Source organism: Paenibacillus sp. FSL R7-0331 (assembly GCF_000758645.1).
Taxonomy (GTDB): Bacteria; Bacillota; Bacilli; order Paenibacillales; family Paenibacillaceae; genus Paenibacillus_AQ; species Paenibacillus_AQ camerounensis.
Window position 1 is genome coordinate 811,159 of record NZ_CP009284.1, and the last position, 21,115, is coordinate 832,273.

Here is a 21,115-nt window from a genome sequence, read left to right on the forward strand (position 1 = left end):
TGGAGGCCTTTCTATGAGCGCAATCGCCGGTATCTATCATCTGCAGCAGCACAATCTGGACCCTGAACTGGGCATGAATCTGATGAAGCAGCTTAACCGTTATCCGGCTGATGATGCGAGGGACTGGCAGGACAAGAGTGTTTATCTCGGATGCCTGTCACAGTGGATTACACCGCAATCTGTAAATGAGCATTTGCCTTACTATGATCCGGAGCGGAAGCTTGCCATTACGGCTGATGCGATCATTGACAATAGAAATGAGCTGTTTGAGGTGCTGGGTATTCCCCGGGAGGACCGGGAAGCGATCCCCGACAGTCTGCTTATATTACTTGCCTATGAAAAATGGGGCGAAGAGGCACCCGTGCATCTGATCGGCGATTTCGCCTTTATGATTTGGGATGAGCGGCGGCACAAGCTGTTCGGGGCGAGAGACTTTTCGGGTAACCGCACCCTTTATTTTCATCAGTCCGGCACAATCTTCGCCTTTTGTACGGTTATCCATCCGCTGCTGTCGCTGCCGGGTGCGGGACAGAGGCTGAATGAGCAGTGGGTGGCCGAGTTTCTGGCCATTCAGGACAGAGTAGATGCTGCGGACTGCTTCTTAACCGTATATGACTCGGTTGGACAGCTTCCTCCCGCTCACTCCGTCTCGATAACCGGCGGTAAGATCGTCTTCTCCCGTTATTGTACCATTCAGGCTCCGCCGGAGCTGCGGCTTGGCTCCAACTGGGAGTACGAGGAGGCATTCCGGGAGGTGTTTGGACGGGCGGTGAAGGATCGGCTCCGTACATATCGTGCAGCAGGTGCTAACCTGAGCGGAGGGCTGGATTCCGGTTCAGTCGTCAGCTTTGCGGCAGAGGAACTGCGCCGCCGCGGCCAGCCGCTCTATACCTTCAGTTCTTATCCTGTAGACGGCTTCACCGGCTTCAAGCTCGGCAACCGGGTTGCAGATGAACGCCCATATATTCAGGAAACAATAGATTTTGTGGGGAATATTCAGCCGAGCCTGATGAATTTTCCAGAGCGCAACTCCTATAACGATATCGAGGATTGGCTGGGCATTATGGAAATGCCCTATAAATTTATCGAGAATTCTTATTGGCTCAAAGGGATCTATGAGCAGGCCCAGCAGCAGAATATCGGTATTCTGCTCAGCGGACAGAGAGGGAACTGGAGTGTCTCCTGGGGACCGGCCCTGGACTATCAGGCCAAGCTGCTCCGGGAATTCCGCTGGCTCTCCTTCTACCGGGAGAATAAGGGTTACAACGAGTCCATGCAGGCGAACCGCAGGCTGGTTATGAAGATCGTAGGCAGGAAGGCTTTTCCTGAAATACGCGGCCTGCTATCCCGGAGACAGAGCCAGGAGGAGCTGCCTGAGCTGATTGACCCCGGATTTGCCAGACGCACCGAGGTGTATGAGCGGCTTCAGCGATCCAATATAGCCGGAGATCCCTCAGCACAGAGTATCTATGATTTCCGCAAAAGACACTTTGAGCAGCCGCACATCTGGAATGTTAACGGTACGGTTGCTACGAAGCTGTCGCTGAAATACCGGGTATGGGACCGTGACCCGACGAATGACCTGCGTGTGATCCGCTTCTGCCTCTCCATTCCCGAAGAGCAGTACGTCCAGAAGGGTGTGGACCGTTCGCTGATCCGCCGCGCAATGGCCGGGCGCCTGCCGGACAATGTCCGGCTCAACCGCAAGCGGCGCGGAGTGCAGGGGGCGGACGGCATCCAGCGGATGCTGCCGGAATGGGATACTTTCCTGAGTGAGCTGAGGGAGATGACACGTGATCCGCAGGCTGCGGTATATTTGAACAGCCCGGGGCTCGCCGGATGCTTGGACCGGCTGGGTAGTGAGCCCGAACCTCATCTGATTTTTAATACGGATTTTCGCCTGCTGGCACGCGGACTTGTCTTTTACAGGTTCTTGAAGCGCCTGTCATGAGGAAATCGCTTGAAAGGGGGTGACATACATGAAAAAGGAATACAGCAAGCCTGCTTTGGAAGTACTCGACGTTAAGATGACTATGGCTGGACCGGGACTGGCAATCGCCGACTCCTTCCAAAGTGATCCGGATGAGATCGTACATCACTCCTAAGAGCATTTGGTACGAGGAGCCCTCATCCCCCTGAGCTTGCTGGAGGGGGATAAGGGCTATTTCCATCATCTTTAGGCAGGGGAGGAACGGGTATGGCAAGTACAGTCCAAGGTCTGGCGTATCAAGCTTTCGGCCTGCAGATTTTCAGTGAATTTCCATTACCGGAGCTTCCCTTAGCAGTGGGACCGGGGCTAAACGGCAGCGTGGCAGTAATCCGCGGAGATCTGGCACAGCGCTGGCAGGCCATTCCCAAGATCACTCCGAATGTTGGCGTTCTGGGTACAGAGGTCATGTTTGAGGCAAAGGGCAAGGCGGTGTATTCCGTTCAGGATGGTATCCGGATTACAGTTGATCCTGTGGCCGGAGCCGATTTGGACAGTGTCCGCCTGTACATTCTGGGGAGCTGCATGGGGGTTCTGCTCATGCAGAAACAGATATTGCCTCTACACGGAAGTGCGCTTGTGCTCAATAACCGGGCTTATGCGCTTGTCGGACAATCCGGGGCCGGCAAATCTACACTAGCCTCTTATTTGATGGAGCAGGGTCATCTGATGCTCAGTGACGACGTTATTCCCGTTATCGTGCAGGACGGCCAGCCGCTTGCAGTTCCAGGCTATCCCCAGCAGAAGCTGTGGCAGCAGAGTCTGGACTATATGGGAATGAATTCGTCCGGCTACCGCCCGCTGTTTGAGCGGGAGACCAAATTTGCTGTTCCGGTGCATGACCGTTTTCAAAAGGAGCCGCTGCCGCTATCCGGTATTTTCGAGCTGGCGGTATCTGCAGAGAACGGGCCTGTAACCGTACAGCCTGTTAACGGAATGGAAAGATTCCATACCTTATTCAATCACACCTATCAGAAGGCGATGATTGACCGGACCGGTGTCCGGGAATGGCATTTCGGCATGCTGGCATCCTTCATGAACCGGCTGCCAATCTACCGGATTACCCGTCCGCAGCAGGGATTTACCGCTCCGCAGCAGAGTGCACTGATCTACGACACGATTAAACCAAAGACAGAGGAGGGTTAACGATGAGTACTGCAAATGTGTTGTCCCTTGAAACGGTGCTTGTCCAGCGGCCGGGCAATATTGCCAGCGACATGGACGGCGAGAAGGTGATGCTCAATATACAGAACGGCAAATATTACAATCTGGGCGAGGTTGGCGGAGAAATCTGGTCGGCTATGGCACAGCCGGTGCCGGTAAGCCGGATCGTGGAGGTTATCCGGCAGACCTTCGATGTTCCGGCAGAAACGGCGGAGCAGGATGTATTTGAATTTGTGCACAGCCTGCTGGCTGAGGATCTGGTCGCCATTGATTCTGCATCATGACGGGCCTCCGGCGGCTTCACCTGCTGTTAACGGATGACCGCGCGGTCCTGGCCATTCTTCCGGAGGCGCTATGGCACCTGTTCATTGCAAGAATCCGCCTGCTGTTCCCCTTTGCCCGTACAGCCCCGCGGCTTGGCCGGCAGTCGCAGGAGACCGCCGGAGAAGTGAGCGCCAGGGATGCGCATACCATTAAGCGGATTACCCGGGCGATCCGGGGGGGCAGCAGGCTTACCCCATGGAAAAGCACCTGCATGGTAAGAGCCGTTGCCGCTTTGGGTATGCTCGAAAGACGCGGAATTGAGAGTACGCTGTACATGGGGGTTGCCAGGGATAAGCAGGGGCAGATGATTGCCCATGCCTGGCTGCGCAGCGGACCGTATTATGTGTCCGGTGATGACGCGATGCGGGGATTTGTTGTGGTTCAGAAATTTGCCAAGGTGATACAAGCCGAGTAATCGAGGTGGGATCATGCAAGCCATTATCTATTATGTCCGGCAGCTTCAGCAGCTGTCCGGAGTCAAGCTGTATTTGAATTTGCTCGGTATGGTCATCAGCGGTCTGCTCGAGAGCTCAGCTATACTGCTGCTGGTGCCGATGCTCGGTCTGGCAGGACTGCAGCTTGGCGGGGCAGGAGCGGCCTTTAATCTTCCTATGCTCGGCTTCATATCAGAGCTGCCGCAGACGAATGCGCTTATGCTGGTGCTGGGCTCCTACATCGGCATTGTGCTCTGCCAGAATCTGATTGCGCGCTTTGTGGCGGTCCGCAATGTGGAGATTCAGCAGACCTACGGCCGGCAGCTGCGATATGAAGTATACAGTGCCCTGCTGCGTGCAGAATGGTCTTTTTTCCTGAAAAAGAGAACCTCCGATCTGGTTAACCTCATGACTACGGAAATCGCCCGGGTGCTTGCAGGCATCAGCTGCTTCCTGCAGTTTCTTACCTCACTGCTGTTCACGCTGGTGCAGATCGCTTTTGCTTTCTGGCTGTCGCCGCAGATGACGCTCGCTGTGCTTGTCTGCGCTGTCCTGCTGTCTCTGTTCTCGCGCAGGTTCATCCGCAAAGCCAAAAAGCTGGGCAGCCGCAGCACCGAGCTCGGCAAAACGTATCTTGCCGGTATTACCGACCAGCTGAATGGAATCAAGGACATCAAGAGCAATAATCTGGAGCAGTCGCGGCTGGAATGGCTGCACGGGTTTACCGGAGAAGTGAAGCATGAACAGCTGGAATATACCCGTCTGCGTTCAAACTCCCAGCTGCTCTACAAAATGTCCTCGACCCTGCTGATCGCCCTCTTTATCTTCGTTTCGTTCCGGTTTCTTCATGTAGAGGGGCCGAATCTGCTGCTGGTCATTCTGGTGTTCGCCAGACTGTGGCCGACCTTTTCCTCTTTGCAATCCTTAATGGAGCAGCTTGCCTCCGTTCTGCCTTCATTTAAGCAGCTTAAGGACATGGAAGAGGAGTGCCTGCGCGCTGCTGAGGAAGGCCCGGCAGCAGGAAGCGGAAAGGCACCTGTTCCGATGGTGCTCAAAGAAGGCCTTGAAGCGCGCGGTGTCCATTTCCGCTACGATCCCCAGAAGCCTGAATACTCCATGCAGGATTTGAATGTTAAGATTCCCGCTAACCGCATGACCGCTATAGTCGGACGTTCCGGTGCAGGCAAAAGCACACTCGTAGACCTGCTTATGGGACTGATGCAGCCTGAGTCAGGGATTATCCTGGCCGATGATACGCCGATCACGGGGGAACGCCTGCTGTCCTACCGCCGTTCTATCGGCTATGTCGCCCAGGACCCGTTTCTTTACAATGCTACAATCCGTGATAATCTGACGATGATTAAGCCGGATGCCAGTGAAGAGGAGCTGTGGGAAGCGCTGGAATTCGCCTCCTCTGCCGGGTTCGTGCGCAGGCTGCCGGAAGGGCTGGATACGCTGATCGGTGACCGCGGCATCCGCCTGTCCGGCGGGGAACGGCAGCGGCTGGTACTGGCCCGGGCCATTATCCGCAAGCCGTCGATCCTGGTGCTGGACGAGGCGACTAGCGCACTCGACACCGAGAATGAGCAGAAGATCCAGGAGGCGCTCGACCGGCTGAAGCACTCTGTAACGCTGATTGTCATTGCCCACCGCCTGTCCACCATCCGCGGGGCTGATCAGATTCTGGTCATCGACCAGGGGCGGGTCATTCAGCAGGGTGTCTACGGCAGGCTCGCTTCCGAAACAGGCGGCATGTTCAGCCGGCTGCTTAGCGGCCAGGAGGCAATGTAACTGCCGATTTATAAGAATAATAGCAAAGCCCTAGTCTCTACTCATTGTAGAGGCCGGGGCTTTGACTTTGAGATGCTGCATGTATCTGCATGCTCAGGTATCTACTTGCTACAGTATAAAGCATCTTCACGGGACTGTATTATTCTACGACTTCAGCTGTTCACCAAAGCAGGCCGCATACGTAATCTGGAGGCGGCTTAAATTTAGTTTGATTTTGGTCACTTAATTCTAAAGATTTGCGGCGTTCACGACTATTAGCTGGAAAAAGGTAATCTAATATGGCTGGTTTATCGCTTTGAGAGCAATTTCGGTGAGATTAGGTGGCATTTTTCCAGCTAATCCCCGGGAGGAGGCGCTCATCTGAGAATTAGATGACGTATTTCCAACTAAATAAATTAGGACTCTACGAATAAGCAAGCACCACCCGCAGCTTAAGCCTCCTCCCGGCCGGTCATCTTACGCCAGCTCCAGAGAAACGGGCGGAGCGGAAAATAAAGCACATGCAGCGGCTTCGGCAGAGGCAGCGTCCTGGCATCTGCTGCATAAGGGTACAGGAAGCCTGCCGCCCGCAGCAGCCGGTTGCGGGCGGTTAAGATTGCCGGCTGGTAGGATTTAAAGTGCCGCTCTACCTCCGGCTCCAGCGGAGGGTCATTCAGATTGACCATCCTTGCTACATAGAATACAGCATCCTGAGCCAGCCGCTGAGCCTTTGGCTTGTCCATCAGTCCTGACAGACTGGGATTAACCTTAGTATCCAGCAGGTCAGCGGCAAGAATCAGCGTCTGTCCGGCAATCGCTTCACCATTATACTGCTTCAGCAGCTCTAGCAGCTGCTCACTGTCCGGCTGCTGGAGCAGCAGCATTTTGATGTCGAGCAGCCAGCGCAGCCGGGACCAGGCATGGCGCGCGCCGTGCGAGACAAGGAAGAGGAACAAATCCTCTCGGCCCAGATAGCGCACGTCAGGACCCAGCAGTGTGCTTGTGCGCGCATGCTTCCACAGCGCCTCGAAATCCGGTTCCGCTGAAGGCCCTGGACCTAGCCGCCAGTGGACCTCAAGCTTAATCTTGCTGTCAGGATGATTGAAGGTTAAGTGATGCTCCCGCCATTTCCAGTCACCGAGAATACTCTCATAGACCTCTATCTGCTCGTACCCCAGCCGCAGCAGGTAATCCGCCGTATCTGATAGCCGGTCTATAGGCACCATGAAATCAAGGTCGCGTGAGGTGCGGAGGGAGAAATCACCGTACAAGTCTTCAGCAAGCACAGGGCCTTTTAGAAAAAGGGAACGGATTCCCAGCTTATTCAGTCCAGCGCCGATCCGGGCCATTTCCCCGCTGAGCTGCAGCATTCGTACAGTGTTGCTTCGGTACTCCTGCTGCAGCCGTTCACGGACATGGGCAGGAATGAGCTGATTAGACATCCCGCTGAGCTTGGGATAGAGAAAAGGGAATACACGGTGATGCAAGGTTAGCCGGATAAATAGCTTCCAGTCTATCTCTGCGAACAGCTGCGGACGCTGCTCCATCAGCCCGTCAACCGAATCCGCTGTAAGTAAGTGAAGAAGAAGCGATATTTCCTTAGATAAACTCCCTCTGTCAAGGGTATACCGGTCAGTCATAGGGACTCTCCTTACTGGAAATTTAGGTGGGTCTGGAGTCAATTCCGTTCATTTTAACGAAGGCACAGAGAGCGTAACACCGGCAGCGGAACGTGTCAATTTGAAAATTACAATATATAGATTATTTTAAAAATAATAGAATCCCCCGCTGAAAGACAGGCTTTAACTCTTATAACGCATTTATAGGTCGAATGTAACAGGTTAATCCGATATAATATTTCAATCAACGCTTATCCGGAAAGGTTAGGCCCGGAGCGAAAGGGGCGGAAAAGATGACGGATGCCTGCATACCTGAAATTCCCGGCGCAGAGAACTGGCGCAGTATTGAACCAGTGCTGAAAGGCTGGTCGGACGACAAGAAGTATTATATAGAAGACCATGAGGGAACGAAGCTGCTGCTCAGGGTTTCAGCGGTGGACACCTATGAGCGCAAGAAAGCCGAATTCGAACTTATTCAAAAATTCAACACACTGGATTTTCCGATGTCGCAGGCACTCCGTTTCGGTACCTGTACCGGCGGGGAGGTATATATGCTGCTGACCTGGGTGGAGGGAGTGACACTCGAGGACTGTCTGGCTGATTTACCTGTGCAGGAGCAGTATGAGCTCGGAGTGGAGGCAGGGGGAATTCTCCGCAAAATCCACAGTATCCGCCAGGATAAGGAGCTGTCCGGCTGGGAAGCGGCAATGCAGGCTAAGATATTGAGACGGATCAGGGAGTATGAGGATTGTCCTTACCGTCTGGAGAATGATGCTGTGGCTATCCGTTATGTTCAGGAGAACATCGGGCTTATTCACAACGTAGAGAAGGTATACCACCATGGAGATTTCCATGCCGGTAATCTGCTGTATACCCCGGAAGGCGGGGTCGGTGTGATTGATTTCAACCGCTGGGATATTGCCGACTATGCTGAAGAGTTTTACAAGGTCCAGTTTTTTGACCGGAAGGTAAGCATTCCTTTCGCAAAAGGAAAACTGGATGGCTATTTTGTTGGCCCGCCGCCGGAGCCGTTCTGGCAGAGACAGGCATTGTATGTGGCGTACAGCTCTCTTTTCTCAATTAAATGGTCCATTCCCTTCGGGGAAGCTGATATTCAGGGGATGATGGAAATCGCCAGACAGGCTTTTCGGGATTACGATGATTTCCGCAGACTGGTCCCGTGCTGGTATACAGAGTAATTTCGGCGCTAAAGATTGAAATTAACCAGCGCAAACGGTAGAATTGCACTACCAACAGATTTAACCAAGAAAGGGATTGTATCTTTTGACTAATGAAGAACTGAATCAAGAGCTGCCGGAGAACTATTCGGAGCTGAAGAAGGCGGCCGGCCGTACTGCAGACTGGAGAGCACGCCTTGCGGCTGTCGAGGAGCTGGGCAACTGGAACCACAAGCAAGTTATTGACATCCTGAATCGTCTGGTGACCAGCGATCCTGTATATACCGTTCAAGAAGCTGCATACCGGAAGCTGAGTGCGTTCGGCGAGGAGGTCACTGCACCTTCCAAGGACAAGCCTGAGCTGTTCAAAGGGATCGGCAAAATTATGCTGCGCATCAAGAAGAGTCTTCCGCGTGAGCACTCCTACGGGGATTTTAAAGAGAAGCTGCAGAAGATGCGGATTGACATCTACGATGCTTACGAAGGCGAAAAAGGCGAAGAATTTGATAAGTGGCTGGAGCAGCAGTGGCTTGCAGCAAAATAGTAAAGGGTGACATAATCCGATATGCATAACGATTCATATGAATCCCCGCTGGCAGCACAGTTTCAGGAGTACCTGGGGCTCTCTGCAGGATTCCGGCCTGATTACATTGCCAGTCTTGGGAAAAGCGCTGAAGGAAGCAAGGCGCTTACGAACCTTGTTCCGGATGCTCCCGGGCTGCTACAGGTGATTTACGGTCAGGTCGCAGGGACAAGCAGTGACGAAGAAGAGCCGAGCCTGATCGAGTTCATTCCCGGCTACCGCCTTATTCATATTGCCGAGTATGCGCAGGAGATGCAGGTGCTGGCTGGAATTCTGGAGGAGAAGGGACATAGCGCAGGGGGCCGGGTTTTTCCTATCCTGACTAACTACGGCAGTGATTTTATCTGCCTGTGGCAGCAGGAAGACGGCACGGAAGTGATCTGTGACCTGCTGAACGACTTTGGCGATCTGGTTGTGATGTACAGCTCACCGGAGAAGTTTTTGGAGACGCTGTGTGAATTTTATAAGCAGGAAGCTTATTTTCTGGATGAAGACGGGTTCCTCGACTGTGATTTGATCAAAGAAGGCGAGATCGGAACGGAGCTGAATCCGGGAGCGCAGTACTGGTCAGAATAAAGAACAAAGCCCCCATGCCCGCTGATAAGCGGAGCATGGGGGCTTTTTGCTGCCTGGGCAATTATTGCTGTGCCTCACGTTTTTCCTGCTCACGCAGTTCGACGCGGCGGATCTTGCCCGAGGTTGTTTTCGGCAGATCGGTAATGAATTCGATTTTACGCGGATATTTGTAAGGAGCTGTCATTTCTTTAACATGGCTCTGGAGCTCCTTGATCAGCTCAGGTGAACCTGCATTGCCGTCCTTCAGGACAATGAAGGCTTTAACAACAGAACCGCGGATTTCATCGGGACTGGCAACAACGGCACATTCCTTAACCAGCATATGCTTCATCAGCGCATCCTCGACCTCAAACGGGCCGATGGTGTAGCCGGAGCTGATGATAATGTCGTCTCCCCGGCCCTCAAACCAGAAATAGCCATCCTCATCCTTACGCGCCCGGTCACCGGTTACGAAATATTCCCCTTGAGTAGCATTGGCCTTGCGGTCCGGGTCTTTATAGTAAGTTTTGAACAGGGCAGGCATACTGAGATGCACCGCAATATCGCCCACGACATTTGGAGGCACCGGATTTCCATCCTCGTCGATAACCTCGGCGATGCCGGGAGCAATTGATTTGCCCATTGACCCGATACGTACCGGCTCATCCTTCAGGGCGGCGATGATCAGCGTGCTTTCCGTCTGCCCGTAGCCGTCGCGGATCGTAATACCAAAATGCTGCTGGAAGGTATTAATGACCTCCTGGTTCAGCGGCTCTCCTGCGGATACGGCGCAGCGCAGCTTGGACAGGTCATACCGTGACAGTCCTTCGGTCTTCGCCATAAGCCGGTATTCCGTAGGTGTACAGCACAAGACCTGGATGCCCTCATCCTGCAGCAGCTGCAGATAACGGTCCGGATGGAAGGCCCCATTGTACACAAAGCCGGTAGCCCCATTGCCGAGCACCGTCAGGAACGGGCTCCAGATCCATTTTTGCCAGCCCGGGGCTGCCGTAGCCCAGACGGTGTCTGATTCCCTGATTTCCAGCCACTGCGGGGAGGTAATCCGCAGGTGGGCATAGCCCCAGCCGTGGGAATGCACAACTGCCTTCGGATTACCGGTAGTGCCGGAGGTATAGGCCAGAATGGCAATGTCATCGCGGCTGGTTACAGGCGCATCAAAGGAATCCGGTTGTCCGTCCATCAGGCTCTCCAGGTCGCGCCAGTCTTCTTCAAGCTCATCCGTGTTACCGGATACCGACAGACGGTAGTCGAGGGCGGGGAGATCATCACTGATCTTATTAACTTCTCCGGTTACCTCGGACCAGACGATGACTGCTCTGGCTTCCGAGTGACGCAGGCGGTAGGACAAATCCTTGGCCCGCAGCATCTCCGAGGAAGGAATAACGGCCAGTCCCAGCTTGAGGCAGGCCAGATAGATAACATAGGCAATGATGCGGCGCGGAACCATGACCAGAACGCGGTCACCTTTATGAAGACCCAGTCCGGCCAGCCCGCCAGCCAGCCTGTTGGCCTGGCCGAGCAGATCACCGTAGGTAATTTCCTCGGAGCTTCCATTTTCATGTAGCCATTTAAGCGCGATCTTATCCGGAGGATGCTGCTCCATTTCCGAAGTCAGATTATAAATTTCGGGTGCAATGAAACGCTGATTGTCCAATTGAACATCTCCTAAATTAACGTGATAGTTGCAGCTATCCTCTAGTATACCATGTTTTATTAGGACCAGGTGCTAATCGATTTCATTATCTTTAGTGAAATTTTGGTTACTATAGTTATAGAGAAAATAATAACAGGGTGAATCGTTACAGACTTGCCGGAAAGCGAGATATATATATGAAGCCTGCACAATTCGATGAAATCTTTTCTATTATGGAGGATTCTTTTCCCGAAAGTGAATTCAGAACCTATAGCGGCCAGAAGGCGCTGCTGGACAATCCTCATTACCGGATCAGTACCAGACAGGATGACGGCGGCCGGATTATCGCTTTTTTGGCGGCATGGGAGTTCCCGGAGCTGCGTTTTGTTGAGCACATTGCCGTTAGCCCTGATATTCGCGGCGGCGGCACGGGCAAGCTTCTGATGAATAGCTATCTTGCCCGCTCAGACACGCCCGTGCTGCTGGAGGTGGAGCCGCCGGACGGTGAGCTGGAGCGGCGCCGGATCGGATTTTATGAGCGGCTTGGTTTTCACCTGAATCCATTCGATTATGTCCAGCCTCCGCTGCGTCCCGGCCAGCAGGATCTGCCTTTGCGCATTATGACTTATCCGCATCCGCTCCAAGCGGCGGAATTTCAGCAATACAGGGAGATTCTCTATTCCAAGGTATATAAATAGACTGGCTTCAGCAGCCTTGAAATCCTTCTTTACAATCCGGATACAAGTTCGAAACAAGTTCATGATTAAATGAGTTCATAGCAAAGAACAACGCAAACACTAAACTAACCACTAAGGAGACGATATTCAATGAAAAGCAAAAAAATGATTATAGCAACTATGGTGTTCGGAATGGCTGTTACAGGCTCGGCCGGTGTCTACGCAGGAACGAATCTGCAGAAGATCAGCGCCAATCTGAATCACAGCATCGGGTTTAAAGTTAACGGAGCTGCTTATACCCCTGTTGACGGCAACGGTAAGACACTAGCACCAATCACTTATAACAACACAACCTATCTGCCGGTGCGCGCATTGGCCGACGCCTTGAAGGTTCCCGTAACCTTTGACGCCTCCACCAACCAGGTCGTGCTGGGTACTTCCGCCGGAACAGGGACGCCGGATAGCGGATCAACCGTTACACTGGCGGCTGTGAACTACAGCTCAGCTCAGAAAGAGCAGATTACCAAAGCCTTCGCGAACTACCAGGGCTTCGAAACCGCCTATGCCCCGGCCCAGATGATCAGCGGAGACAGCTTTGTGAGTGTTGGCGGCGGTGAGGACGGCGTATCCTTCCTGTTCAAGCACATGCGTGTTAATATTTCGCCGCGCGATTACTCCTACGATTACGATGGAACGACAGTGAAGCTGTCCAATGGAACAAGCGCCAAGTGGTATACACCATCCGATATTCCGATGCTGACCTTCAAGCTGGATGACCGTTATGTAACCATCAGCTCCCCGGACCAGTCGCTCAGCAAAGCGAAGCTGGAGAAGGTAGCCGTGAACGTTGCCAAACTGGCCAAATAAATTCATTCACTAACCCTTATCCATATAAAAAGAGAAAGCAGCAGCTGTTTCTGTATATACAGAGCCGGCTGCTGCTTTTTTTGTAGAATATAACGGCCAGCCTGTACACTAGCCTCTACTTATTGGTGCTGTGTGTTTTATTGGCTAATCGGGCCTGCGGAGAGCCTTGTCCCCTGCGTTTATTCTTTTCCGCCTTGCGCTGATTCTCCTGAAACTTAGCTACAAATTCATGTGTATTCATACTTGTCAGCCTCCTAAGCAAAATTGAGCATAGCCTGGTCAGAACTGCCTTTACTATGCCCTTTCCCCGAAGGGCTGATGCATGGAGCGGAAGCTTATTCCGCCGGCGGCTCCAATGCCCCGTACTGGGCCAGTGCTTTCATAGCCGAGTCACGCATCCGCTTTTTGAGCACAGCCCCCTCAGTCACACGCACTCTTTTGCCCAGAAAACGGAGCTTTGACAGCACATACTCACCTTCGTTTCCAAGGTAGGTTAAGGCGACGGAATAGATACCGGACAGCTCGTCATAATGAACCTCCTTCTCAAAGCAGGAAAAAGCGTACAGGATGCGCGACAGCTCCCGGTTATATTCCGGCTGCACCTCAATCACGGCACGCTGCTTCCGGCTCTCCAGAAGACCGCGGATATCAGCTAACGCTGAAGCATAGGCCTCTTCCTGAACGGGTACTTCGGAGACGGAAGCGATTTTGGACAGGCGGACGCTGAGTAAATCACGCCGCTTCCAGTTGTACCAGAGCAGATACCATTCCCGTTTGACCATAGAATACTCCAGGCGGTATGGCAGGCCGGATTGCTTAGGGCTGATCATGCCGTCCTTCAGGATAAAAGTCAGCCGTACCCCGTGCTTGTGCTGTATGCAATGCCGTAGTGTCTTCAGTAGCGGATGAAACACCTGCCGTTCCCTGCTTGCGGCTTTGTGGATCAGGTGATCATGCAGGGGGAGTGCTTCGTCCTGATACAGGAGAGTGCGCAGCTTTTCAAGGGTGGGGCCTGAGAAGGCAGTGGCGGATGAAGGATGGTCCAGCATCAGCTTCAGCCATGCGCGCTCGTGGGCAGTAGAGAGGAAGGCGCCGGATTCCCCCAGCCTGGATAGGACCCTGTAATTAAAAATCTTTTCAAACGGATTCATAGTAAGCCAGCAGCTCCTTCCATTCCTGGATCATCTCCTGCCGCAGCTGCAGGGGCTCGAGAATTTCACAGCTTGAACCGAAGCTCCGCAGCCATGGCTTGATCTCGGTATATCCGTTAACGTTAATCTCATAGATGAAAGAGTGCTCGTCCTCCCCGGTGATCACGCCCCATTGCCCCTGCTGGAGTACGCGTTCCTTAACAAAGTTGTTCCCGCCGCCCGCCACCGGGTTAAGAAACTTAGCACGGATGGTGACCGGATTGCCTGTATCAATCATCCAGCTCAGGGACAGCATACCGTCCAGCCGCTTTTTCTCAGCCTGAAACAGTTCTTCAGCTACGGCTTCGGCCTCGGCAATCTGGGTAATGCCCTCCAGCCTGTATTTACGGACTCCCTTGCGTTTATCGCTTGCCAGCAGATACCATCTTCCATATTGATGATCATAGACGATCTTGAGCGGCAGCATATTCTCCAGCCGGCCCTCTGTTTCCCGCTCAAACAATGGATTGGTTGGTCTGGCTGAATAATTCTTGCCTTCCTTTGGAGAAAAGTATAGAAACTGTACCTTGCGCCGCTCCCGGATTGCCGATAACAGAGGGTAGAGGTGGGCTTCATCAAGAATTCGCGAATAATAATGATATTTATATAAAAAAGGATCAGCTGCCGCATTCGCCAGGCTCCGGCGGTTCAACTGCTTTTTGAGGCTGTCTCGCAACAGATAGCCTTGAACGGATGGGACCTGCGTATTCGCCATTACATCCACGAAATCAAACAGCTCACATAGCTCGTCGTCGGACAGCTGGCGGATGAGGTCGTCATACAGCCGGTAGCGGTATGGCCGGGGCCCGGGCTGCTTCGCAATGACTCCAACCTCCTCAAGATACTTCAGATCCCCGCGCAGTGTTTTCTCATCGGGCCAAATCTCCTCCTGCTCTTCACCGCTGCAGCATACCTCCAGCAGCTCTTTGATTGTCAGCGGCTGTTCGTTTAAGCCGGCAAGGATGCGGGAGAGGCGCAGCGACTCGGATTCCTTCAGCGACTTGGCCCGGAAGAGAAACAGCAGAGCCGGTTCGGCAGAATCATAGTAATTGAATCTGAAGGTATCAATAAAAGCCTTATCCTGATCTTCAGGCAGCTCAACCTGTATGGTCTGGACGACTTCCTTTAGTTTTTTTACGGTTTTGTCAAAGGTGTGTACCGAGATGCCGAGACGCTCGGCGAATTGCTGGCGGCTGTAAGCCCCGCTGGTCAATACAAGCATGCGCAGGAACTGGATTTCCTTATCAAAGCTTTCTCTGGCCATGGCTTTCCTCCGAATCTTCGAATGTACTTTAATTGTAACAGGGGCGGATGCGGGTTGAAATGCTGATTTTGACAGTTTATGGGGAACAAGAAGCTGGCGCGCCGGGATGGGAGGCGGTCAAAACAGCCCTCCGGCGCTTCCCTGCCGGAGGGCTGTTTACTTACTTTCTTCTATAATACCTGTGCCAGTCTTGAATGGCATCGTCGAGTGAGGGATAACGGAGCCTTCTCCAGTCCGAGGTTTCCCATTCCTTAATAGCCTGCTGCTTGGTCTGATACGAACTGTATTCACAGATGTTCCAGGAGCAATACAGCTTTCTGTACCATTTGCCGTCTGAGACTCCAGAATGATAACGGCGTACAGCCTTTGCGGCCTGACGCTTAGCCCAGATCGTTCCGGGTGTCGTAGCATCATTACATACCGGATGCTTTTTCACGCTTCTGCTCATATACTCTAACCTCCTTATGGGAAGCTAGAGATCATGCAGCGTTTTAATGGTGATCACCTCATCTTCATTGGTGTAAATATCCATACGTTATTTGATGCAGTTATTGACGCAGCAGGGGACAAAAGGTTGCTGGCTATAAGCTAAAGATCTGACCTTAAAATAAAATCAAAAAAATGCTTGCATAGTTCTGCTCAGCATGGTATATTCTATTTCTGGCCGCGAAACGCTGAAAAGCGTCGAAGCTAAGCTCGAAAAAAGAAATTAAAAAAGAGCTTGACATTGAATGGTCAGAAGTGATATAGTATAAGAGTTGCTGCTGACGAGATAATCGATAGCGACGACGAGCTTGATCTTTGAAAACTGAACAACGAGTGAGTATCGGAAATCACTTCGGTGAGATCCAAAAGTAGAGAATGTAAATTCTCGTCAGATGTTTCAAAATGAGCAATCGCTCTTTCTAAATACCAATTTGGAGAGTTTGATCCTGGCTCAGGACGAACGCTGGCGGCGTGCCTAATACATGCAAGTCGAGCGGAGTTTATCCTTCGGGGTAAACTTAGCGGCGGACGGGTGAGTAACACGTAGGCAACCTGCCCCTTAACCTGGGATAACTACCGGAAACGGTAGCTAATACCGGATAATTTCTTTTTTCTCCTGAAGAGAGAATGAAAGGCGGAGCAATCTGTCATTAAGGGATGGGCCTGCGGCGCATTAGCTAGTTGGTGGGGTAACGGCTCACCAAGGCGACGATGCGTAGCCGACCTGAGAGGGTGAACGGCCACACTGGGACTGAGACACGGCCCAGACTCCTACGGGAGGCAGCAGTAGGGAATCTTCCGCAATGGGCGAAAGCCTGACGGAGCAACGCCGCGTGAGTGATGAAGGTTTTCGGATCGTAAAGCTCTGTTGCCAGGGAAGAACGTCCGGTAGAGTAACTGCTACCGGAGTGACGGTACCTGAGAAGAAAGCCCCGGCTAACTACGTGCCAGCAGCCGCGGTAATACGTAGGGGGCAAGCGTTGTCCGGAATTATTGGGCGTAAAGCGCGCGCAGGCGGCTATTTAAGTCTGGTGTTTAAACCTTGGGCTCAACCTGAGGTCGCACTGGAAACTGGGTGGCTTGAGTACAGAAGAGGAAAGTGGAATTCCACGTGTAGCGGTGAAATGCGTAGAGATGTGGAGGAACACCAGTGGCGAAGGCGACTTTCTGGGCTGTAACTGACGCTGAGGCGCGAAAGCGTGGGGAGCAAACAGGATTAGATACCCTGGTAGTCCACGCCGTAAACGATGAGTGCTAGGTGTTAGGGGTTTCGATACCCTTGGTGCCGAAGTTAACACAGTAAGCACTCCGCCTGGGGAGTACGGTCGCAAGACTGAAACTCAAAGGAATTGACGGGGACCCGCACAAGCAGTGGAGTATGTGGTTTAATTCGAAGCAACGCGAAGAACCTTACCAGGTCTTGACATCCCGGTGTAAGCATTAGAGATAGTGCCCCTCTTCGGAGCATCGGAGACAGGTGGTGCATGGTTGTCGTCAGCTCGTGTCGTGAGATGTTGGGTTAAGTCCCGCAACGAGCGCAACCCTTGACTTTAGTTGCCAGCAGGTTAAGCTGGGCACTCTAGAGTGACTGCCGGTGACAAACCGGAGGAAGGTGGGGATGACGTCAAATCATCATGCCCCTTATGACCTGGGCTACACACGTACTACAATGGCCAGTACAACGGGAAGCGAAGCCGCGAGGTGGAGCCAATCCCAGCAAAGCTGGTCTCAGTTCGGATTGCAGGCTGCAACTCGCCTGCATGAAGTCGGAATTGCTAGTAATCGCGGATCAGCATGCCGCGGTGAATACGTTCCCGGGTCTTGTACACACCGCCCGTCACACCACGAGAGTTTACAACACCCGAAGTCGGTGGGGTAACCCGCAAGGGAGCCAGCCGCCGAAGGTGGGGTAGATGATTGGGGTGAAGTCGTAACAAGGTAGCCGTATCGGAAGGTGCGGCTGGATCACCTCCTTTCTATGGAGAATCGTTCTCTGCAATGAGGACATTCAAATTTAAAATCTAACCGGTCGGTTAGTTACTCACTCGTTGGTCAGTTTTGAGAGTTTAAGCTCTCAAGTAAGTACCTTGATCCTTGAAAACTGGATACCGAAACGAATTTGCGTTTTAGAACATCTTTTAGCTGAAACTTGTGTAAGCAAGTTGAAATAGTTATTAGTTGATACGAATTTTTCTGTGAAGGAAATGAAGATCTTGAATTTATTCAATGGTCCGATATTTCTCCTCCGGAGAAAATCGAGGTTAAGCTAATAAGAGCACACGGAGGATGCCTAGGCGCCAGGAGCCGACGAAGGACGTGGCGAACAACGAAACTGCCTCGGGGAGCTGTAAGCAAGCTTTGATCCGGGGGTGTCCGAATGGGGAAACCCAGCTGTGGTAATTCGCAGTTACTCGTATCTGAATACATAGGATACGCAGAGGCAGACCAGGGGAACTGAAACATCTAAGTACCCTGAGGAAGAGAAAACAATAGTGATTCCGTCAGTAGCGGCGAGCGAACGCGGAACAGCCTAAACCAGGGGGCTTGCCTCCTGGGGTTGTGGGACGTCTCACATGGAGTTACAAAGGAATATGGTAGGCGAAGAGGTCTGGAAAGGCCCGCGATAGAGGTAAAAGCCCTGTAGCCTAAACTGTGTTCTCTCCGAGACGGATCCCGAGTAGTGCGGGGCACGTGAAACCCCGTATGAATCCGGCAGGACCATCTGTCAAGGCTAAATACTACCTGGCGACCGATAGTGAAACAGTACCGTGAGGGAAAGGTGAAAAGCACCCCGGAAGGGGAGTGAAATAGAACCTGAAACCGTGTGCTTACAAAAAGTCAGAGCCCTATTAATGGGTGATGGCGTGCCTTTTGTAGAATGAACCGGCGAGTTACGTTTAACATGCAAGGTTAAGGTGAGAAGCCGGAGCCGCAGCGAAAGCGAGTCTGAATAGGGCGATTTAGTATGTGGACGTAGACCCGAAACCGTGTGATCTACCCCTGTCCAGGGTGAAGGTGCGGTAACACGCACTGGAGGCCCGAACCCACGTACGTTGAAAAGTGCGGGGATGAGGTGGGGGTAGCGGAGAAATTCCAATCGAACTCGGAGATAGCTGGTTCTCCCCGAAATAGCTTTAGGGCTAGCCTCGGTGAATGGAGTGATGGAGGTAGAGCACTGATTGGGTGCGGGGCCCGCAAGGGTTACCAAGCTCAGTCAAACTCCGAATGCCATTACCTTCTTGCCGGGAGTCAGACAGTGAGTGCTAAGATCCATTGTCAAAAGGGAAACAGCCCAGACCATCAGCTAAGGTCCCCAAGTGTGTGTTAAGTGGGAAAGGATGTGGAGTTGCACAGACAACCAGGATGTTGGCTTAGAAGCAGCCACCATTTAAAGAGTGCGTAATAGCTCACTGGTCGAGTGACTCTGCGCCGAAAATGTAACGGGGCTAAACACACCACCGAAGCTATGGCTAGGATCGACTTCACTGCGCCTTTGAGGCGTGTTTATTCAGATTGACATTGATGCCGTGAAACATCCGAAGGGATGAATGGCTAAATGCTCTCAGGGGATAAACACAGACTTCGAAGCTGGAGTGAAGTCGATCCTGGGGTAGGGGAGCGTTGTATGTAGGTTGAAGGTGTACCGTAAGGAGCGCTGGACAGCATACAAGTGAGAATGCCGGTATGAGTAACGAAAAGATCAGTGAGAATCTGATCCGCCGAAAGCCCAAGGTTTCCTGAGGAAGGCTCGTCCGCTCAGGGTAAGTCGGGACCTAAGGCGAGGCCGATAGGCGTAGTCGAAGGACAACAGTTTGAAATTACTGTACCACCGTAATCCGCTATGAGCGATGGGGTGACGCAGGAGGGTAGTGACGCGGACTGATGGATGTCCGTCTAAGCAGTGAGGCTGGTGTGTAGGCAAATCCGCACACTATTAAGGCCAGGCTGTGATGGGGAGCGAAAATTGTAGTAGCGAAGGTCATGATCTCACACTGCCAAGAAAAGCCTCTAGCCAGGAGAAGGTGCCCGTACCGCAAACCGACACAGGTAGGCGAGAAGAGAATTCTAAGGCGCGCGGAAGAACTCTCGTTAAGGAACTCGGCAAAATGACCCCGTAACTTCGGGAGAAGGGGTGCCTCGGTAGGGTGAATAGCCCGAGGGGGCCGCAGTGAAAAGGCCCAAGCGACTGTTTAGCAAAAACACAGGTCTGTGCGAAGCCGCAAGGCGAAGTATACGGGCTGACGCCTGCCCGGTGCTGGAAGGTTAAGGGGAGTGGTTAGGAGCAATCCGAAGCTATGAACCGAAGCCCCAGTAAACGGCGGCCGTAACTATAACGGTCCTAAGGTAGCGAAATTCCTTGTCAGGTAAATTCTGACCCGCACGAATGGCGTAACGACTTGGGCGCTGTCTCAACGAGAGATCCGGTGAAATTTTAATACCTGTGAAGATGCAGGTTACCCGCGACAAGACGGAAAGACCCCATGGAGCTTTACTGCAGCTTGATATTGAATTTGGGTACGATCTGTACAGGATAGGTGGGAGCCGTAGAAACAGGAGCGCAAGCTTCTGTGGAGGCGCCGTTGGGATACCACCCTGATCGTATCTAGGTTCTAACCTGGTGCCCTTAACGGGTACGGGGACCGTGTCAGGCGGGCAGTTTGACTGGGGCGGTCGCCTCCTAAAGAGTAACGGAGGCGTTCAAAGGTTCCCTCAGAATGGTTGGAAATCATTCGAAGAGTGCAAAGGCATAAGGGAGCTTGACTGCGAGACCAACAAGTCGAGCAGGGACGAAAGTCGGACTTAGTGATCCGGTGGTACCGCATGGAAGGGCCATCGCTCAACGGATAAAAGCTACCCTGGGGATAACAGGCTTATCTCCCCCAAGAGTCCACATCGACGGGGAGGTTTGGCACCTCGATGTCGGCTCATCGCATCCTGGGGCTGAAGTAGGTCCCAAGGGTTGGGCTGTTCGCCCATTAAAGCGGTACGCGAGCTGGGTTCAGAACGTCGTGAGACAGTTCGGTCCCTATCTGTCGTGGGCGCAGGAAATTTGAGAGGAGCTGTCCTTAGTACGAGAGGACCGGGATGGACGTACCGCTGGTGCACCAGTTGTTCCGCCAGGAGCATGGCTGGGTAGCTACGTACGGACGGGATAAGCGCTGAAAGCATCTAAGCGTGAAGCCCCCCTCAAGATGAGATTTCCCAATTAGTAAGACCCCTTGAAGACGACGAGGTAGATAGGTTGGAGGTGGAAGTGCAGCAATGCATGGAGCTGACCAATACTAATCGGTCGAGGGCTTATCCAACAAACTACCCCAAAAAGTGAAGAAGAGGCTGACGAAGCCGATTCCGAATACTTTCCG

Annotated in this window: 17 protein-coding genes and 2 rRNA genes; 13 read left to right on the forward strand and 6 right to left on the reverse strand. The window is 52.7% G+C overall.

What is annotated here, in order from left to right; genetic code table 11:
- The first annotated feature begins 13 nt into the window (after nt 1-13).
- The 6 genes from R70331_RS03495 to R70331_RS03520 all read left to right on the forward strand — a co-directional run bounded on the left by R70331_RS03495 (nt 14) and on the right by R70331_RS03520 (nt 5,700).
- Nucleotides 14-1,951, forward strand: coding sequence for an asparagine synthase-related protein (locus R70331_RS03495; RefSeq protein WP_042172912.1), 1,938 nt, complete (start codon nt 14-16; stop codon nt 1,949-1,951).
- A gap of 28 nt (nt 1,952-1,979) precedes the next feature.
- Nucleotides 1,980-2,105, forward strand: a complete 126-nt coding sequence (locus R70331_RS31400; protein ID WP_039869839.1) for a paeninodin family lasso peptide — start codon at nt 1,980-1,982, stop codon at nt 2,103-2,105.
- A 92-nt stretch (nt 2,106-2,197) separates the two neighbouring features.
- Nucleotides 2,198-3,133, forward strand: a complete 936-nt coding sequence (locus tag R70331_RS03505; RefSeq protein ID WP_042172915.1) for a phosphoenolpyruvate carboxykinase (ATP) — start codon at nt 2,198-2,200, stop codon at nt 3,131-3,133.
- Between the two features lie 2 nt (nt 3,134-3,135).
- Complete coding sequence (locus R70331_RS03510) at nt 3,136-3,435, forward strand: lasso peptide biosynthesis PqqD family chaperone (protein ID WP_042172917.1); 300 nt, start codon at nt 3,136-3,138, stop codon at nt 3,433-3,435.
- Nucleotides 3,432-3,890 carry a lasso peptide biosynthesis B2 protein gene (locus tag R70331_RS03515; protein ID WP_042172920.1) on the forward strand — a complete coding sequence of 153 codons (459 nt, stop codon included), beginning with the start codon at nt 3,432-3,434 and terminating at the stop codon, nt 3,888-3,890. Before R70331_RS03510 ends, R70331_RS03515 begins: the two co-directional genes overlap by 4 nt.
- A gap of 13 nt (nt 3,891-3,903) precedes the next feature.
- On the forward strand, nt 3,904-5,700 hold the full coding sequence (locus R70331_RS03520; RefSeq protein WP_042172923.1) for an ABC transporter ATP-binding protein: 1,797 nt from the start codon (nt 3,904-3,906) through the stop codon (nt 5,698-5,700).
- Between the two features lie 431 nt (nt 5,701-6,131).
- Here the strand turns inward: R70331_RS03520 and R70331_RS03525 are convergent, their stop codons facing one another.
- Nucleotides 6,132-7,319 (reverse strand): nucleotidyltransferase domain-containing protein, encoded by a 1,188-nt coding sequence (locus tag R70331_RS03525; protein WP_042172927.1) that lies wholly within the window; start codon nt 7,317-7,319, stop codon nt 6,132-6,134.
- A gap of 272 nt (nt 7,320-7,591) precedes the next feature.
- On the opposite strand from R70331_RS03525, the gene R70331_RS03530 reads away from it, so the two are divergent.
- The 3 genes from R70331_RS03530 to R70331_RS03540 all read left to right on the forward strand — a co-directional run bounded on the left by R70331_RS03530 (nt 7,592) and on the right by R70331_RS03540 (nt 9,635).
- Nucleotides 7,592-8,497: a phosphotransferase family protein gene (locus R70331_RS03530; RefSeq protein WP_042172929.1), complete on the forward strand. Its 906-nt coding sequence runs from the start codon at nt 7,592-7,594 to the stop codon at nt 8,495-8,497.
- An 85-nt stretch (nt 8,498-8,582) separates the two neighbouring features.
- Nucleotides 8,583-9,020, forward strand: coding sequence for a HEAT repeat domain-containing protein (locus tag R70331_RS03535; RefSeq protein ID WP_042172931.1), 438 nt, complete (start codon nt 8,583-8,585; stop codon nt 9,018-9,020).
- A 21-nt stretch (nt 9,021-9,041) separates the two neighbouring features.
- The gene (locus R70331_RS03540) at nt 9,042-9,635 is read left to right on the forward strand and encodes a hypothetical protein (RefSeq protein ID WP_042172932.1); all 594 of its coding nucleotides are present in this window, start codon (nt 9,042-9,044) and stop codon (nt 9,633-9,635) included.
- 61 nt (nt 9,636-9,696) lie between these two features.
- Here the strand turns inward: R70331_RS03540 and R70331_RS03545 are convergent, their stop codons facing one another.
- Nucleotides 9,697-11,238, reverse strand: coding sequence for an acetate--CoA ligase (locus tag R70331_RS03545; protein WP_042182094.1), 1,542 nt, complete (start codon nt 11,236-11,238; stop codon nt 9,697-9,699).
- A 227-nt stretch (nt 11,239-11,465) separates the two neighbouring features.
- On the opposite strand from R70331_RS03545, the gene R70331_RS03550 reads away from it, so the two are divergent.
- Nucleotides 11,466-11,966 (forward strand): GNAT family N-acetyltransferase, encoded by a 501-nt coding sequence (locus tag R70331_RS03550; RefSeq protein WP_042172933.1) that lies wholly within the window; start codon nt 11,466-11,468, stop codon nt 11,964-11,966.
- A gap of 129 nt (nt 11,967-12,095) precedes the next feature.
- Nucleotides 12,096-12,812 carry a stalk domain-containing protein gene (locus tag R70331_RS03555; protein WP_042172935.1) on the forward strand — a complete coding sequence of 239 codons (717 nt, stop codon included), beginning with the start codon at nt 12,096-12,098 and terminating at the stop codon, nt 12,810-12,812.
- A 115-nt stretch (nt 12,813-12,927) separates the two neighbouring features.
- Here the strand turns inward: R70331_RS03555 and R70331_RS30955 are convergent, their stop codons facing one another.
- The 4 genes from R70331_RS30955 to R70331_RS03570 all read right to left on the reverse strand — a co-directional run bounded on the left by R70331_RS30955 (nt 12,928) and on the right by R70331_RS03570 (nt 15,714).
- Nucleotides 12,928-13,053: a DUF4023 family protein gene (locus R70331_RS30955; protein WP_081947453.1), complete on the reverse strand. Its 126-nt coding sequence runs from the start codon at nt 13,051-13,053 to the stop codon at nt 12,928-12,930.
- Nucleotides 13,054-13,147: 94 nt separating this feature from the next.
- On the reverse strand, nt 13,148-13,963 hold the full coding sequence (locus R70331_RS03560) for a WYL domain-containing protein (protein ID WP_042172937.1): 816 nt from the start codon (nt 13,961-13,963) through the stop codon (nt 13,148-13,150).
- The gene (locus R70331_RS03565) at nt 13,950-15,266 is read right to left on the reverse strand and encodes a helix-turn-helix transcriptional regulator (protein WP_042172939.1); all 1,317 of its coding nucleotides are present in this window, start codon (nt 15,264-15,266) and stop codon (nt 13,950-13,952) included. Before R70331_RS03565 ends, R70331_RS03560 begins: the two co-directional genes overlap by 14 nt.
- A gap of 160 nt (nt 15,267-15,426) precedes the next feature.
- Nucleotides 15,427-15,714, reverse strand: a complete 288-nt coding sequence (locus R70331_RS03570) for a hypothetical protein (protein ID WP_042172941.1) — start codon at nt 15,712-15,714, stop codon at nt 15,427-15,429.
- A gap of 466 nt (nt 15,715-16,180) precedes the next feature.
- On the opposite strand from R70331_RS03570, the gene R70331_RS03575 reads away from it, so the two are divergent.
- Together R70331_RS03575 and R70331_RS03580 are read left to right on the forward strand one after the other, a co-directional pair.
- Nucleotides 16,181-17,728 (forward strand): 16S ribosomal RNA (locus tag R70331_RS03575).
- 283 nt (nt 17,729-18,011) lie between these two features.
- Nucleotides 18,012-21,058, forward strand: a 23S ribosomal RNA gene (locus R70331_RS03580).
- Together the 16S and 23S rRNA genes form the textbook arrangement of a ribosomal RNA operon.
- Nucleotides 21,059-21,115 lie beyond the last annotated feature (57 nt).

Coding starts and splice junctions, on each gene's coding strand:
- R70331_RS03565 (WP_042172939.1), bottom strand. CDS start 15,266: ATGGCCAGAGAAAGCTTTGATAAGGAAATCCAGTTCCTGCGCATGCTT.
- R70331_RS03555 (WP_042172935.1), top strand. CDS start 12,096: ATGAAAAGCAAAAAAATGATTATAGCAACTATGGTGTTCGGAATGGCT.
- R70331_RS03545 (WP_042182094.1), bottom strand. CDS start 11,238: ATGGAGCAGCATCCTCCGGATAAGATCGCGCTTAAATGGCTACATGAA.
- R70331_RS03530 (WP_042172929.1), top strand. CDS start 7,592: ATGACGGATGCCTGCATACCTGAAATTCCCGGCGCAGAGAACTGGCGC.
- R70331_RS30955 (WP_081947453.1), bottom strand. CDS start 13,053: ATGAATACACATGAATTTGTAGCTAAGTTTCAGGAGAATCAGCGCAAG.
- R70331_RS03540 (WP_042172932.1), top strand. CDS start 9,042: ATGCATAACGATTCATATGAATCCCCGCTGGCAGCACAGTTTCAGGAG.
- R70331_RS03550 (WP_042172933.1), top strand. CDS start 11,466: ATGAAGCCTGCACAATTCGATGAAATCTTTTCTATTATGGAGGATTCT.
- R70331_RS31400 (WP_039869839.1), top strand. CDS start 1,980: ATGAAAAAGGAATACAGCAAGCCTGCTTTGGAAGTACTCGACGTTAAG.
- R70331_RS03515 (WP_042172920.1), top strand. CDS start 3,432: ATGACGGGCCTCCGGCGGCTTCACCTGCTGTTAACGGATGACCGCGCG.
- R70331_RS03510 (WP_042172917.1), top strand. CDS start 3,136: ATGAGTACTGCAAATGTGTTGTCCCTTGAAACGGTGCTTGTCCAGCGG.
- R70331_RS03525 (WP_042172927.1), bottom strand. CDS start 7,319: ATGACTGACCGGTATACCCTTGACAGAGGGAGTTTATCTAAGGAAATA.
- R70331_RS03495 (WP_042172912.1), top strand. CDS start 14: ATGAGCGCAATCGCCGGTATCTATCATCTGCAGCAGCACAATCTGGAC.
- R70331_RS03570 (WP_042172941.1), bottom strand. CDS start 15,714: ATGAGCAGAAGCGTGAAAAAGCATCCGGTATGTAATGATGCTACGACA.
- R70331_RS03505 (WP_042172915.1), top strand. CDS start 2,198: ATGGCAAGTACAGTCCAAGGTCTGGCGTATCAAGCTTTCGGCCTGCAG.
- R70331_RS03560 (WP_042172937.1), bottom strand. CDS start 13,963: ATGAATCCGTTTGAAAAGATTTTTAATTACAGGGTCCTATCCAGGCTG.
- R70331_RS03520 (WP_042172923.1), top strand. CDS start 3,904: ATGCAAGCCATTATCTATTATGTCCGGCAGCTTCAGCAGCTGTCCGGA.